This is a genomic window from Streptomyces sp. Y7 (genome assembly GCF_043195415.1).
In the GTDB taxonomy this organism is placed as follows: Bacteria; Actinomycetota; Actinomycetes; order Streptomycetales; family Streptomycetaceae; genus Streptomyces.
Genome location: NZ_JBIDDQ010000037.1, coordinates 31,819 through 45,844, shown reverse-complemented (window position 1 = coordinate 45,844; position 14,026 = coordinate 31,819). Strand labels below are relative to the sequence as shown.

Genomic DNA, 14,026 nt, shown 5'->3' with positions numbered 1-14,026 from the left:
CACAAAATGTGGCGCGTGGTGAACGCGGAACAGGAGCCGGAAGGGAGCGGCCGCCCGCGTGGCGCGGCCCCCGTCGTCGCCGTGTGTGTGCCCGTCGCCGTCATGTTCGGCCTCGGGGTGTGGGGGCGACCCGGTGCTGTACCTGCCCTCCATCGGGCGGCGCTCGCCTGTCCGAAGGGGTTCCGGCAGGCGTGGGACGTCGCGCGCGGGCAGCCCGGGCCGCGCTCGGGGACGCTGTACGGCCGTGAGCTCGGGGCCGAGGAGCTGCGGCGCGGGCTCGACTCGGTCGACCGGGTCCGGGTCGTCGCCGAGCTGTACGCGCTGAACTCGTCCTGCTACCCGCGCAATCCGACGGAGCGTCTCGAGCTCGACGTCGTGGGGGAGCGGTTCCGGCCCCTGTCCCCGCGGCGGCCCGAGGTCCCGCTACGGCTCTACGTCCGCCGCTCGGAGGTGGCGACGGCACCGGCCGGGGTCACACGGGTCACGCGTCCTGCCGCCGCGCCTCCTCCAGCGCGGCCGCGTCCAGGGCCTCGGTGAGCTGGTCCAGGCGCTCCCGGAGCTCGCCGATCGCGTCCGCGTCGAAGCCCGTCGCCGCGGCGATCCGGCGCGGCACCTGCAACGCCCGCTCGCGCAGCGCGACGCCCTCGTCGGTGAGCCGTACCTCCACCGAGCGCTCGTCACGGGCGCTGCGCTCCCGGCGCACCAGACCCGCCGCCTCCAGCCGCTTGAGCAGCGGCGACAGGGTGCCGGAGTCCAGGCGCAGATGCTCGCCCAGCGTCTTCACGGGCAGGTCGCCGTGCTCCCACAGCACCAGCATCACCAGGTACTGCGGGTACGTGAGCCCCAGGTCCTTCAGGACCACGCGGTAGACGCCGCCGAAGGCGCGTGAGGCGGCGTTCAGGGAGAAGCAGATCTGCTGGTCGAGGCGGAGCCAGTCCGCCGTGGGCGTGGTCGTCATGACTCCAGGGTAGCTCCTGCCCGTCATTCAGTTGTGTGCAATTGAATTGTGTGCTCTACTTGTCGTCGTCCGGAGGCCGCCAACGGAGCCGCCGGACCACGAATCGAGAGGGATGGTTCCCATGGACGCGCTCTACACCGCTGTCGCCACCGCCACCCACGGCCGTGACGGTCGCGCCGTCTCCAACGACGGCAGGATCGACCTCAAGCTGGCCCCGCCGGTGGAGCTGGGCGGCAACGGAGAGGGCACGAACCCGGAGCAGCTGTTCGCCGCCGGTTACGCCGCCTGCTTCGGCAGCGCGCTCGGCCTCGTCGGCCGTCAGGCCAAGGTCGACGTCACCGACGCCGCCGTCACCGCCGAGGTCGGCATAGGCAAGCAGGGCGAGGGCTTCGGCCTGAAGGTGACGCTGCGCGTGGAACTGCCCGACACCCTGGACGAGGAGACCGGCCGCAAGCTGGTCGAGCAGGCCCACCAGGTCTGCCCCTACTCCAACGCCACCCGCGGCAACATCGACGTCGACCTCGTCATCGAGTAGGACCCCGCCGGCCCGGCGCCGCCCAGGTCAGCCGATCCGCGCCAGCACCTCCCCCGTCTCCCGGCTCCACGCCACCACCACCGCCTCCCGAGGCACCCGCTTCCACCGCGTCAGCAGCAGCCAGCGCGCGTGATAGCGCCGGGCGACGGTGACGCGCTCGGCACGGGTCGAGGCGGGGGAGAGGTACGCACGCACATCGGCGAGCCGGCGCTCCTGGTCCCGCTCGTCCAGGGCGGGATCGGGCCAGATCGGCGCGGCGAGGTCGGGCCCGTACCCGGGGATCGACCGCGGGGCGTAGTGCCCGTCGGAGATCACCACCTCGCCCTTGCCGACATGCCGGGCCACCCACGCGTACGACGGCCAGCGCGACGGCTGCTCCAGGCCCACCGGGTCCAGCGCCCGCGGCACCACCGCTCCGCCCTGCACCGTCAGGAACCCGACGCAGGCCCCGGCCACCGCCGCCCCGCCCAGCACCCGGCGCGCCCTGCCCCAGGGCCCGGGCACCGCCAGCTCCACCGCCAGCGCGAACTGGAGCGGTACCAAGGTCAGCCCGAGGACCCTGCCGTAGGTGTAGTGGCCGGTGACCCAGCCGTACGCCACGAGCAGGCAGTCGAGCGCGAACAGCAGCACCAGCGGATCGCGCCGGGACGCCCGCCACCGCAGCCACAGCGCCGGCAGCCCGACCAGCGCCAGCCAGAACTGCCCCGTCAGCTGCTCGTACAGCCGCCGGTGCACGAAGTCCACGCTGTGGTCCGAGGCCAGCGCGAACACGTCGAAGTACGGCCAGGACCAGGCGAGGAGGACCGCCGTCCCCGTCAGGACACCCCATCGCACGCACACGGCGGCCCCCCACCCCCGCTGCCACCCGGCGACGAACGCCACCGCGCCCAGCACCGCGGCCGCCGCGGTGATCGGATGGACCAGCAGGATCAGCCCGTACAGCACGCCGAGCCCGGCGTACCCGGCGAACCCCGGCAGCCCGCTCGGCCCGACATAGCGCACCGGCCTCCGCCCCCGCCCCCGGGCCCGCGCGCCCGTCCAGGCCCAGGCCCAGAAGGTGAGCCCGATGGCGAACGCCGACGGGTAGCCGAGGTTGCCGGTCATCGACATCAGGCTGAGGTACCCGCTCCACCAGGCCCGCTCGGTCCCCCACAGCAGCGTCATCGCGCCCAGCGCGAGCACCGGCGCCCACGGCCGCGGCGTCAGCACCCGCACGAAACGCCCGAGGCCCGTCAGCAGCACCGCCAGGTTCAGCACCCCGGCCAGCCGCACCACCTCCCAGCCGCCCAGCCCGGTCAGCCGGGCGAAGGCGCCCTGCGCGAGGGCGTACGGCGAGTAGTAGGGGCTTCCCGCGCCCGGCAGGTCGGCCATCGGATGGCGCGGATGCAGCAGATCCGCCTTCATGCGCTCCACGACCGCCGCGTGCTGGCCCGCGTCGCAGCACAGCGGCACGGCCCAGTACGCCAGCAGCATCACGAGGAAGAACACAAAGCCGAAGACCTGGTACGGCGTCGGGCGCGGGCCGCGGCCGCCGCGCAACGCGGTGGCACCGCGCACCGTCCTCCGGACGAGAGAGCCGACGGCCGCCTTTCCGACGTGGGAGGTCGTATCGGTTCGGGGCATTTGCCGTATGTTCCCGTTGGGATCAACGGGGTCAACGGCATTGCCTCACTTCACCTCATCGAGTGAGCCCGTCAGCGGGCGTCCAGAAGCGACCGCGCGGTCGCCGGACCGGGCACCCGGTCCGCGCCGCCCACCGCCGGCCCCGCCATCCCCTCACCCAGCATCAGCGTCCGGACGACCCGCTCGGCGGCCAGCCCGTCGTCGAACTCGCAGAACCGCTCCCGGAATCCGCTCCTGAGCCGAGCCGACTCCCCGTCCCGCCAGGTCCCGGAGGCGAACAGCCACGCCAACTCCCGGTACGAGCGCGACACATGACCCGGCGCGTCGGCCGTGATGTCGAAGTAGGCGCCCCGGCTCGCCGTGTACGCCCCCCAGTCGTCGGCGTGGATCACGATCGGCCGGTCCAGGTTGGCGTAGTCGAACATCAGGGCGGAGTAATCGGTGACCAGGACATCGGCCGCGAGCATCACATCCTCGAGGTGCGGCTCGTCCGTCGCGTCGATCAGCACGCCCCGCCGGTGCAGATCGGCCAGGCCCATCCCGCGCGCGACGCCCTTCGCCAGCGCCGGGTGCAGCCGTACGACGAGCGTGTGGCCCGTGCCGAGGTCCCGGGCGAACCGGGCCAGGTCGATCCGGTCGACATGGCCGCCGCGGCGGTAGTCACGGCGGGTCGGCGCGTACAGCACGACGGTGTGCCCGGCCGGGACACCGAGCCGGCCACGGGCCGCCTCGGTGGCCTCGGCACCCGCGTTCACCAGCACGTCGTTGCGGGGGCTGCCCGTACGCGCCGATGCGAAGTGACACGGGTAGGCCCGCTCCCACACCAGCTCCGAGTGCCGGTTGGCCACCAGGCTGTGGTCCCAGCGGTCGGCCCGCCACAGCATCTTCGGCACGTCGAAGCCGTGCCGGGCACCGGGCCTGGTCAGCAGGTCGGCCGCCATGTACTTGAGCGGGGTGCCCTGATGGGTGTGGATGTGCACGCTGCCGGGCCGCTTGGCCAGGGTGCCCGGCCAGTTGACGTTGTTCACCCAGTACGTCGCCCGGGCCATCACCTCGTGATAGCGCCGCGAGCCCGGCACCACGAAGTCGATGCCGGGCGCCAGGGCGTCCACCGCGTCCTCCCGCACCACCCACACGCCCTTCATCTGCGGGGCGATCTCACCGGCCTTCGCGTGGATCGCCGCCGGATCGCCCAGCACACCCCGGTGCGAGAACGCCGAGTACACGGCGAGATGCGGATCGAGGGGCCGCCTCGACCGGGCCGCGTACAGGGTGCGCCCGGCCCACTGCCCGGCCACGCGCGTCACCCGTCGCCTGCCGCCCCCGACGAACCCGCGCACCTCACGCAGCACCCGGGCCGCCGCGAACGACTCGTACGACGCCGTGGCCAGCAGCCGCATCTCCTGCCCGCGCGTGCCACCGGGCGGGACGAAACCCTCGGGGACGTGCCGGAGGTAGAACGAGCGGATCGCCCGGTAGAAGTCCGGCCGGTGGCCGAGCCGCACCCGGTCCTCGCGGGCCAGCACGAACAGCATGTGGTCCAGGGCCCGTTCGAACAGCGGCGGGCACGCCCACGCCAGGTCCGGGCGCTGCCGCAGGAACGCGAACAGGGACTCGTACTGCGGGAAGATGTCGAAGTGCCGCCGCCCCGGCGTCCTGGTGATCGCGCCCTGCCGGCGCTGCCGGTACTCCACCCCGATCCGCTCCAGACAGGCGACCCGGTCGGCCAGCACCATCGCGCGGTAGGTGACGGGCGCGTCCTCGTACAGACCCGGCGCGTACGCCAGCTTGTGCTTCAGGAAGAAGTCACGCCGGTACGCCTTGTTCCAGGCCACCAGGAACAGATGCAGGTACTCCGGGTTCTCCCGCACGCTCACCGTGCCCGTGCCGGCCGCGGCCAGCAGGTCCGCCGACGAACTGCGGCCACCGCGCCCCCACCAGTGGGTACGCACATGGTCGAAGACCAGGATGTCCGGGTCGCGGGTCGCGTCCAGGCGCGCGGCGACCGCCTCCAGCAGGCCCGGCGTGTAGTGGTCGTCGCTGTCGAGGAACAGGACGTAGTCGCCGCTCGCCTCCGCGAGACCGGCGTTGCGGGCCCGGCCCAGGCCGACGTTCTCCGCCAGGTGCAGCACCCGCACCCGTGCGTCGCGCTCGGCGTAGCCGTCCAGGATGGCCGGGCAGCCGTCGGGGGAGCGGTCGTCGACCGCGATCACCTCGAAGTCGGTGTACGACTGCCCGAGCACCGAGTCCAGGCACTCCCGCAGGAAGCCCTGCACCTTGAAGACGGGGACGATGATGCTGAAGCGGGGCACGTCAGCTCCTCACGAGGGTCGTCGCGGCGGGGGCGGGGACACGGTCGGCGAGCGGGACCACCGGCGGCAGCGCCTCCGGCGGCTCGCCCAGCAGCACCCGGCGTACGACACGCTCGGCGGCGAACCCGTCGTCGAACTGGCAGAAGCGCTCCCGGAACACGGCCCGCAGGGCGTCCGCCTCCTCGTCCGCGTACGAGCCGTCCCGCAGCACCGCCGCCAGCTCGCCCGGCGTCCGCGCCACCCGGCCCGGCGGCGCCTCCATCAGGTCGAAGTAGACGCCCCGCAGCTCCCGGTAGACGTCCCAGTCGTCGGCGTACACGACGATCGGCCGGTCCAGGTTGGCGTAGTCGAACATGATCGACGAGTAGTCGGTGATCAGCGCGTCGGCGGCCAGGCACACGTCCTCGGCGGAGCGGTGCCCGGTGACGTCGATGACCCGGCCGGTGCCGCGCGCGGTGCCCTGGTCGTAGAAGTAGTGGGCGCGCAGCAGCACCACGTACTCGTCGCCGATCTCCTCGCACAGGGCGTGAAGGTCGAGGCCGGGCTCGAAGCCGGTGGCGTGGTCGCGGTGCGTGGGCGCGTAGAGCAGCGCCTTCTTGTCCTCGGGGACGCCCAGATCGCGGCGCACGCGCTCGACGTCGGCGGCGGTCGCCGTGCAGTAGACGTCGTTGCGCGGATAGCCGTACTCCAGGGTCTCGTGCGCGGCCGGGAAGGCCCGCTCCCACGTCTCGGTGGAGTGCCGGTTGGAGCTCAGGTTGAAGTCCCAGCGGTCCACGCGGGCCAGCAGCCTGGAAAAGCTGCCGGTCGCCGCGGCCACCACCGGGTACGTCGCCTGGTCGGCGCCCATCTTCTTCAGCGGAGTGCCGTGCTGGGTCGACAGATGGACGCTGCCCTTGCGCTTGACCACGGCGTCCGCGAAGTTGGCGTTGTTGATCAGGTACTTGGCGCGGGCCAGCACGTCCCAGTACGCGCGGCTGCCGATCACCGCGTACTCCACGTCCTCGGGAACGGTGTGCGCCTGGTCCGCCTCGACCAGGAACACCGAGCGGATGTGGGGCGCGAGTTCCCGCGCCTTGGCATGGATCGCGGCCGGGTTGCAGACATAGCCGCGGCCCCAGTACGCGCAGTACACGGCGAGGTTCGCGTCCAGCCGGGTGCGCAGCCGATGCCGGTACCGCAGCCGGGTGCGCAGTCCGCGCGGCCGCGGCACCGCCGAAACGGCCCTCGCCAGTGCCCGGTTGGCGCCGCGCAGCGCCCGGAACGCCAGGTACGCCCCGCTCGCCAGCAGCCGGTGCTGCACCCCGAGACTGCCGCCCGGCGTGCGGTACCCGGCGGGCCGGTACCGCCGGTACAGCCCGCTCGCCCGCTGGAAGAAGGCCCGGCGCCGGCGCGGGAGCCTGCGCGGATGGGCGGCCGTCTTCAGCACCGCCGCGAACAGCTGCTCGAACAGCGGCCCGCACCGCTCCGGGGGCAGCTCCAGCTCGGCGGCCCGCGCGAGCACCAGCTCGGCCTGCGCGAGCAGCTCGAAGTGATGCCCGCCCGGCAGACCCAGCCGATTGCCCTGCCGGCGCAGCAGATGCCGTACGACGACCTGCCGCAGCACGGCCATGCGCTCCGCGCTCAGCACGACCAGGCCGCCGAAGCCGATGTCGGTGAAACGGCCCTCGGGGAAGGTCAGCTGCCGTTCGGAGAGGAAGGCGCGCCGGTAGGCCGCGCTCCACGACGGCAGCTCCACCCCGGTGAGATACGGCGCCCGCTCGGGCGGGAAGACCCCGTCCGGCGTGCGCGCGAGCACGAGCGCGGCGGGGTTGGTCGGCTCGCCCACCCACCACGGGGTGCGCTCGTGCTCGAAGTACAGGACGTCCACGTCACCGGTCTCGCTCAGCCGGGCGTCGAGCGCCGCCAGCGCGCCCGGCACCAGCACGTCGTCGCCGTCCAGGAACAGCAGCCAGTCGCCGGTCGCCGACCGCAGCCCGGCATCGCGCGCCCCGGCCGCCCCGGCCGCCGGCGGCGAGTGGACGGGCGCCACCCGGCAGTCCCGCTCGGCGTACCCGGCGGCGACGCCCTGCGCCGGTGCGTCGGGGCCGTCCGTGACCGGGATCAGCTCGAAGTCGCCGAAGGACTGGCCCAGGACCGAGTCCAGCGCCTGGGACAGCCGGCCAGCGACCCCGTGGGACGGAACGATGATGCTGAAGCGGGGCATACTGCTCTTCCTGTCGGTGTTCTGAACGAGACCGGGGCGAAGTCAGCTGCGGTGCGCCGGTGCCCTGGGGGCGCGGGGAACCGCGCGACCAGCCACAGCCGGCCCGCACTCTCACTCCGGCCTTTCCCGCGGAGCGCTCCGCGGCCGGGCCGCCCCGCGGGACGCCAGGTGGGCGGCCGGCTCGGCGTGGGCCGTGACGGGCTGGAGGGCATGCGAACTCCTCTTCAGTGAGAACGCCGTTCAGCGGCTCTCGGTGACGGTCACGGGCCCCGCGGGATGCGGCACGGTCGCCGCCGGGGTGTGCGTGAGCGACGCGGCCGGCGCCGGCACGGGGTGGCGCTCGCCGAGCGGCACCACCGCCGACCGGTCCGGCTCGCCCAGCACCACATGGCGGACGACCCGCTCGGCGGCCCGTCCGTCGTCGTAGGGGCAGAAGCGCTCCCGGAACGCCGCCCTGAGCTGGGCGGAGCGCGAGCCGCGCCAGTGGCCGGTGGCGAAGATGTCGATCAGCTCGTCCTCGCCGCGCGAGAGCGCGCCCGGCGGGAAGGACCGCAGGTCGAAGTAGGTGCCGCGGGCCGCCTCGTACGCCTCCCGGTCGTCGGCGTGGATCACGATCGGCCGGTCCAGATTGGCGTAGTCGAACATGATCGACGAGTAGTCCGTGACGAGCGCGTCCGAAGCCAGACACAGCGACTCGACGCTCGGATGACCGCTGACGTCGAGGACCCGGCCGGACGGGTTCTCGACGAGCGGGCCGCCGTGGCGGTGGTGGGCGCGGGCCAGGATGACGTAGCGCGGGCCCAGGCGGCGTGCGACGCGGTGCAGGTCGAGGGCGACGGTCTGGGTGCGCCGGTAGTCCCGGTACGTGGGCGCGTAGAGGATCACCACCGCGCCCTCGGGGATGCCGAGCCGGTCGCGGATGCGGGTCACGTCCGCCGAAGTGGCCTGCTGGAAGACGTCGTTGCGGGGGCCGCCGTATTCGAGGGTGGTGTACTCGCCCGGGTACACGCGCTCCCAGACCAGGGTGGAGTGACGGTTGCCGGACAGGACGTAGTCCCACGTGTCGACGTCGTCGAGGAGCGCTTCGACGTCCCTCTCACCGGTCGCCGCCGGGCGTTCGCGCAGGTCCAGGCCCATGTGCTTGAGCGGAGTGCCCTGTTGGGTGCGCACCAGGACCTGGCCGGGGCGCTTGAGAAGGCCACGGTCGAAGGAGGCGTTGTGCACGAGGTACTTGGAGCGGGCCAGCGCCGTCCAGTAGGCGGCCGTGCCGGGGCGCACGGGGCGGGTACCGGTGGGGATCGAGCCCCGTTGCCCGGCGTCGGCGATCCAGGCCGTGCGGATGTGCGGGGCATGCGTACGGAACGCCTGCTCCAGGGCGCCCGGGTGGCAGCCGTGCCCCTGGACGCCGTGCGCGGCGAAGACGGCCCGGTCGGCGCGCACCGGCAGCAGCCGCTGGAGGCGGTAGTGCAGACGCAGGGCGCCGGCCCGCAGCCGCTTCAGCAGCCGGCCGGTGAGCTTGCCGGTGCGGCGCAGCAGGGCCGCCGTGAGCTGCAGGGCGTGATAGGTGCGGTGCGCGCCCAGGCGGACGAGCGTGTAGTGGAGGCGGGTGCGCGCCGGGAGGGGGACACCGGGGGCGTGGTAACGCCGGTAGTGGGCGCGGGCCCTGCGCAGGAACGCGGCCCGGCTGCGGCGCGGGAGCCGGTCGCGCCGGGCGAACACCACGACCAGGTGGTCCACCATCCGCCGGAACAGCAGCGGCCGCCAGCGGGCGAGTTCGGGCCGGGCGGCCACGTGGGCGAAGACCCGGTCGTACTGCTCGAAGATGTCGAAGTGCCGGGGGCTGACCGTGCCGAGGATGCCGCCCCGGCGGCGCTGCCGGTAGTGCACGCACACCCGGTCCAGGGTCGCGATCGACTCCGCCGTCATCAGGACCGGGTAGGTCCAGGGCGTGTCCTCGTAGAAGCCGGCCGGGAAGGCGAAGCCCTCCGCCTCGACGAACTCCCGCCGGTACGCCTTGTTCCAGGCGACCATCAGCAGCCGCAGCAGGCCCGGCCGGTCCGCCAGCCGGAACGGCGCAGGGCCCTCCTCGCGAAGGTGCCCGGCGGCCTGGTTGCGGACCGTCTCGCCGGTGCAGTAGGTGCGCGCGTAGTCGTAGACCAGGACGTCCGGCTCACCCGTCTCCTTCAGCCGGTCGGCGATCGCGAGCAGGCTGTCGGGAGTGAGGGTGTCGTCGCTGTCCAGGAAGATCAGGTAGTCGCCGGTCGCCGCGGCCATGCCGGCGTTGCGGGCGGGCCCGAGGCCCTGGTTCTCCGTGAGATGCACCGGGCGCACGCGCGGGTCGCGCGCCGCGAACTCGTCGACGATCGCTCCGCAGCCGTCCGGCGAGCAGTCGTCCACGGCGATCAGTTCCAGATCGGGGTACGACTGTGTGAGCACCGAATCCAGGCACTCGTGCAGGTACGCCTGCACCTTGTACACGGGGACAATGACACTGAACCTGGGCAAGGGACATCCATCGATCGGTGCGGGCGTTCGGCCCGGGAACGGCCAATGGAGTGACTTGGTTACGGGTCCTACGGCATACGGGGGACCGTGAGTGAACGACGAGGGGCGGGCCGGAGCCGGCCCGCCCCTCGCGTCGGTCGCCCGCGCAAGCGTCCCGTGTCCGCGGCTACTTGACCGCGCCCGCCATCACGCCGGACACGAACTGCCGCTGGAACGCGAAGAACACGACCAGCGGGATCACCATGGAGATGAACGCGCCGGGCGCCAGGACGTCGATGTTGCTGCCGAACTGGCGTACCTGGGTCTGCAGCGCGACCGTGATCGGCTGGCTGTCGGCGTCCGTGAAGATCAGCGCGACCAGCATGTCGTTCCACACCCACAGGAACTGGAAGATGCCGAGGGCGGCGATCGCCGGACCCCCGAGCGGCATCACGACACGGAAGAACAGGCGCAGTTCACCGGCGCCGTCCAGCCGCGCCGCCTCCAGCAGCTCCCGCGGGATCTCCGCGAAGAAGTTCCGCAGCAGGAACACCGCGAACGGCAGCCCGAAGCCGACATGGAAGAGGATCACGCCGACCAGGGACCCGAAGATGCCGATGTTGCCGAAGAGTTCGGCGATGGGGATCAGCGCCACCTGCACCGGCACGACCAACAGGCCGACCACGCCCAGGAACCACCAGTCGCGGCCCGGGAACTCCATCCACGCGAACGCGTATCCAGCGAGCGCGCCGATGATGACCACGAGGAGCGTCGCCGGGACCGTGATCAGCACCGTGTTGAGGATCGAGTCGGTGATGTCGCTGTTGCCCAGCAGCTTGTCGTAGCTGTCGAAGGTGAGTTGGGAGGGCTTGCTGAAGACCTCCCACCAGCCGCTCGCGGTCATCTCCTCCGGCGGCCGCAGCGACGACAGCAGCAGCCCGATCGTGGGGACCAGCCAGAACAGGCCCACCACGATCAGGAACACCCGCACCAGCCCGCCGCTGACGAAGGACGCGAGCCGGGCGCCGAGGGACTCCTTGCCCTTGACGGCGGTGAGCGGCTCGGGCGCCGCCTTCGTGAGCCTGCCGGCGTCCGCACTCATCGCCGCACCTCCCGTCGCAACCTACGGATGTTGAACCACATCACCGGGATCACCAGCAGCAGCAGGAACACCGAGATCGCGCTCGCGATCCCCGGCTGGTCCTCGGAGAAGCCCTTGCGGTACAGCTCCAGCGCGAGGACGTTCGCGTCGTCCTGGGAGGAGCCGGGGGCGATGATGAAGACCAGGTCGAAGATCTTCAGGACGTTGATCATCAGGGTGACGGTGACGACCGCGAGGACGGGCGCCAGCAACGGCACCGTGATCTTGCGGAACACCTGCCACTCGTTGGCGCCGTCGACCCGGGCCGCCTCCAGCAGATCGCGGGGGATGCCCGCGAGCCCCGCCGCGATCAGCACCATCGCGAAACCGGCCCACATCCAGATGTACGACCCGATGATGGACGGGGTGACCAGCGACGGGCCGAGCCAGTCCAGGCCGTTGTACGGCTCCTTGAAGTTGTCCGCCGGAAGCTTCAGCCGGGCTCCGTCGGCCGCGGCCGGCAGCGTGAACGTGCCGTCGTCGGCCGCCTTGGTGGAGGCCACGACCTTGCCGTCCTTGACGGCCTCGATCTTCATCCCGGGATAGCCCAGCTCGGCCGCGTCGACCCCGCCGAGCGTGCCGACGCCCTTGCCGCGCGTGAAGTCCTGCCAGGTGGTTCCGGTGACCTGGCCGGACTCCGCCTTCGCCTCGACGGCCCTGCCCGCGTCGTCCGGCATCCGGTCGGGCGCGACGCCGACCAGGGGAAGGGTGACGGGGGTTCCGGCGCTGACGGTGGCCTTGGTGATGAAACCGCCGCCCGGCGCCGCTTCGAGGGGCGACTCGCGGCCCGGGTGGGCCTTGGGGAACGCCGACGCCTGCGCGAAGGTGTCGTGGACGCCCACCCACACCGCGTTCGCCACGCCCTTGTCCGGGTCCTGGTCGTAGACGAGCCGGAAGATGATGCCCGCCGCCAGCATCGAGATCGCCATCGGCATGAAGACGACCAGCTTGAACGCCGTGCCCCAGCGCACCCGCTCGGTCAGCACCGCGAAGATCAGACCGAGCGCGGTCGCGACGGTCGGCGCGAACACCACCCAGACGATGTTGTTCTTCAGGGCGGTGCGGATGCCGTCGTCCGTGAACAGGGCCTCGTAGTTGTCGAATCCGGCGAAGCCGTCGCCGGACTGGTCGTAGAAGCTGCGGATCACCGAGTACCCGATCGGGTACACCACGAGCGCGCCGAGCAGCACCAGGGCGGGCAGCAGGAAGAGCACCGCCACCGTCCTGCGGGTGCCGGTCACGCTCTTGCGTGACTTGGGTGCGGCAGGGGGCGCGGTGCCCCCTGCCGCTTCCGCGGACGCCATGACGTCAGTTTCCGTACGCCGCGGCGGCGTCGGCTTCCAGCTTCTGCTGAGTGCCCGCGACGTTCGAGGGGTTCTTCAGGAAGTCCTGGAGGGCCTTCCACTCGCCCTTGCCGGGGGTGCCGCCGAAGGCCTGCGGGGCCTGGTCGGACATGTCGAAGCGGAAGTCGTCACCGGCGTCGATGAGCGCCTTCGCCGTCTTCCGCTGCACCTCGTTCGGGTACGCCGAGTTCTCCACGCTCTTGTTCGGCGAGAGGTAGCCGCCGAGCTTCGCCTGGATCGTCGCCGCGTCCGGGGAGGCCAGCCAGGTCGCCAGCGCCTGCGCCGCCTCGGAGTCCTGGAGGATGACGGCCGCGTCGCCGCCGGAGACGACCGGAGCGGTGTCACCGACGGTCGGGAACGGGAACACCTTCGCGTCCGTGCCGACTTCGGCCTTCGCCTGCGTGATGTTGACCTGCGCGAAGTCGCCCTCGTAGACCATGGCGGCCTTCGGCTGGTCGCCACCGGTGAAGACCTGGGTGACGGAGGCCGGGAAGTCCGTCTGGAGCGCGCCGTCGGCGCCGCCCGCCACGTAGTCCTTCTTGCCCCACACCTGGGCGAGCGTGGTGAGCGCGTCCTTCACGGACGCGTCGGTCCACTTGATCTCGTGCTTCGCGAGCTGGTCGTACTTCTCCGGGCCGGCCTGGGAGAGGTAGATGTTCTCGAACCAGTCCGTGAGGGTCCAGCCGTCCGCGCCGCCCACCGAGAACGGAGTGACACCGGAGTCGTAGACGGTCTGCGCGGTGGTGAGCAGTTCCTCCCACGTCTTGGGCTCGGCCGCCCCCGCGTTCTCGAAGACCTGTGCGTTGTACCAGATCAGGGACTTGTTGGCGGCCTTGTAGTAGACGCCGTACTGCTTGTCGTCGACCTTGCCGATGTCCTGCCAGCCCGGCGAGTAGTTCTGCTGCAACTCCTTGACCGCTTCGGCGCCCAGCGGCTTGGCCCACTTCTTGTCCACGGCCTGCTTGATGGCGCCGGGCTGCGGAAGCATCGCGACGTCCGGCGGCTGACCGCCCGCGACCTTCGAACCGAGGAAGTTGATGATCGGGTCCTGCGCGGGCACGAAGGTGACCTTGGCGCCGGTGCGCTTCTCGAACTCCGCGAGGACCTTCTTGAAGTTCTCCTGCTCGGCACCGGTCCACACCGCGGCGACTTCGAGGGACTCGCCGTCCAGCTTGGGAAGGGTGACGGTGCTCGCGGACTCCTCGCCGGAGCCGCCCTGTTCGTTGCCGCTGTCCTTGTCGTCCCCACCGCACGCGGTGAGGGAGAGTGCGAGGGCGCCCGCGAAGACGGCTGCCGCGGTCCTGGCGGCCCTGCGTGTCCGGTTCCTGCTGCTCGTGCTGCGCATGACTGCCCCGTTCTTCGTGCCTCGTCGAACGTTCGAGCGCTGTCCCGTGCGATCTGGTCTACGCCCTGCCATGGGGGGCGGC

The 14,026-nt window shown here is 72.0% G+C and carries 10 protein-coding genes; 2 read left to right on the top strand and 8 right to left on the bottom strand.

The window, feature by feature from the left end; genetic code table 11:
* The first annotated feature begins 15 nt into the window (after positions 1-15).
* On the top strand, positions 16-537 hold the full coding sequence (locus ACGFW6_RS42040) for a hypothetical protein (protein ID WP_393522128.1): 522 nt from the start codon (positions 16-18) through the stop codon (positions 535-537).
* Here ACGFW6_RS42040 and ACGFW6_RS42035 read toward each other — a convergent pair.
* The gene (locus ACGFW6_RS42035) at positions 482-958 is read right to left on the bottom strand and encodes a MarR family winged helix-turn-helix transcriptional regulator (RefSeq protein ID WP_393522126.1); all 477 of its coding nucleotides are present in this window, start codon (positions 956-958) and stop codon (positions 482-484) included. The genes ACGFW6_RS42040 and ACGFW6_RS42035 overlap by 56 nt on opposite strands.
* A 121-nt stretch (positions 959-1,079) precedes the next feature.
* Here ACGFW6_RS42035 and ACGFW6_RS42030 point away from each other — a divergent pair, with 121 nt between their 5' ends.
* Positions 1,080-1,493, top strand: a complete 414-nt coding sequence (locus tag ACGFW6_RS42030) for an organic hydroperoxide resistance protein (RefSeq protein ID WP_380858530.1) — start codon at positions 1,080-1,082, stop codon at positions 1,491-1,493.
* Between the two features lie 27 nt (positions 1,494-1,520).
* Here the strand turns inward: ACGFW6_RS42030 and ACGFW6_RS42025 are convergent, their stop codons facing one another.
* From ACGFW6_RS42025 to ACGFW6_RS41995, 7 genes are all read right to left on the bottom strand, one after another.
* On the bottom strand, positions 1,521-3,116 hold the full coding sequence (locus tag ACGFW6_RS42025) for a hypothetical protein (RefSeq protein ID WP_393522123.1): 1,596 nt from the start codon (positions 3,114-3,116) through the stop codon (positions 1,521-1,523).
* A gap of 71 nt (positions 3,117-3,187) precedes the next feature.
* The gene (locus tag ACGFW6_RS42020; RefSeq protein WP_393522121.1) at positions 3,188-5,428 is read right to left on the bottom strand and encodes a CDP-glycerol glycerophosphotransferase family protein; all 2,241 of its coding nucleotides are present in this window, start codon (positions 5,426-5,428) and stop codon (positions 3,188-3,190) included.
* Position 5,429: 1 nt separating this feature from the next.
* Positions 5,430-7,631 carry a bifunctional glycosyltransferase family 2 protein/CDP-glycerol:glycerophosphate glycerophosphotransferase gene (locus ACGFW6_RS42015; protein WP_393522119.1) on the bottom strand — a complete coding sequence of 734 codons (2,202 nt, stop codon included), beginning with the start codon at positions 7,629-7,631 and terminating at the stop codon, positions 5,430-5,432.
* Positions 7,632-7,871: 240 nt separating this feature from the next.
* Positions 7,872-10,136: a CDP-glycerol glycerophosphotransferase family protein gene (locus tag ACGFW6_RS42010; RefSeq protein WP_393522117.1), complete on the bottom strand. Its 2,265-nt coding sequence runs from the start codon at positions 10,134-10,136 to the stop codon at positions 7,872-7,874.
* A 166-nt stretch (positions 10,137-10,302) separates the two neighbouring features.
* Positions 10,303-11,217 carry a carbohydrate ABC transporter permease gene (locus tag ACGFW6_RS42005; protein ID WP_393522115.1) on the bottom strand — a complete coding sequence of 305 codons (915 nt, stop codon included), beginning with the start codon at positions 11,215-11,217 and terminating at the stop codon, positions 10,303-10,305.
* Positions 11,214-12,560: an ABC transporter permease subunit gene (locus tag ACGFW6_RS42000; protein WP_393522113.1), complete on the bottom strand. Its 1,347-nt coding sequence runs from the start codon at positions 12,558-12,560 to the stop codon at positions 11,214-11,216. Before ACGFW6_RS42000 ends, ACGFW6_RS42005 begins: the two co-directional genes overlap by 4 nt.
* Positions 12,561-12,564: 4 nt before the next feature.
* On the bottom strand, positions 12,565-13,944 hold the full coding sequence (locus ACGFW6_RS41995; RefSeq protein ID WP_393522111.1) for an ABC transporter substrate-binding protein: 1,380 nt from the start codon (positions 13,942-13,944) through the stop codon (positions 12,565-12,567).
* Positions 13,945-14,026 lie beyond the last annotated feature (82 nt).

Bases quoted from the DNA above. Each gene is read 5' to 3' on its own strand.
- ACGFW6_RS42035 (WP_393522126.1), bottom strand. From the start codon at position 958: ATGACGACCACGCCCACGGCGGACTGGCTCCGCCTCGACCAGCAGATC.
- ACGFW6_RS42030 (WP_380858530.1), top strand. From the start codon at position 1,080: ATGGACGCGCTCTACACCGCTGTCGCCACCGCCACCCACGGCCGTGAC.
- ACGFW6_RS42025 (WP_393522123.1), bottom strand. From the start codon at position 3,116: ATGCCCCGAACCGATACGACCTCCCACGTCGGAAAGGCGGCCGTCGGC.
- ACGFW6_RS42015 (WP_393522119.1), bottom strand. From the start codon at position 7,631: ATGCCCCGCTTCAGCATCATCGTTCCGTCCCACGGGGTCGCTGGCCGG.
- ACGFW6_RS42005 (WP_393522115.1), bottom strand. From the start codon at position 11,217: ATGAGTGCGGACGCCGGCAGGCTCACGAAGGCGGCGCCCGAGCCGCTC.
- ACGFW6_RS42000 (WP_393522113.1), bottom strand. From the start codon at position 12,560: ATGGCGTCCGCGGAAGCGGCAGGGGGCACCGCGCCCCCTGCCGCACCC.
- ACGFW6_RS41995 (WP_393522111.1), bottom strand. From the start codon at position 13,944: ATGCGCAGCACGAGCAGCAGGAACCGGACACGCAGGGCCGCCAGGACC.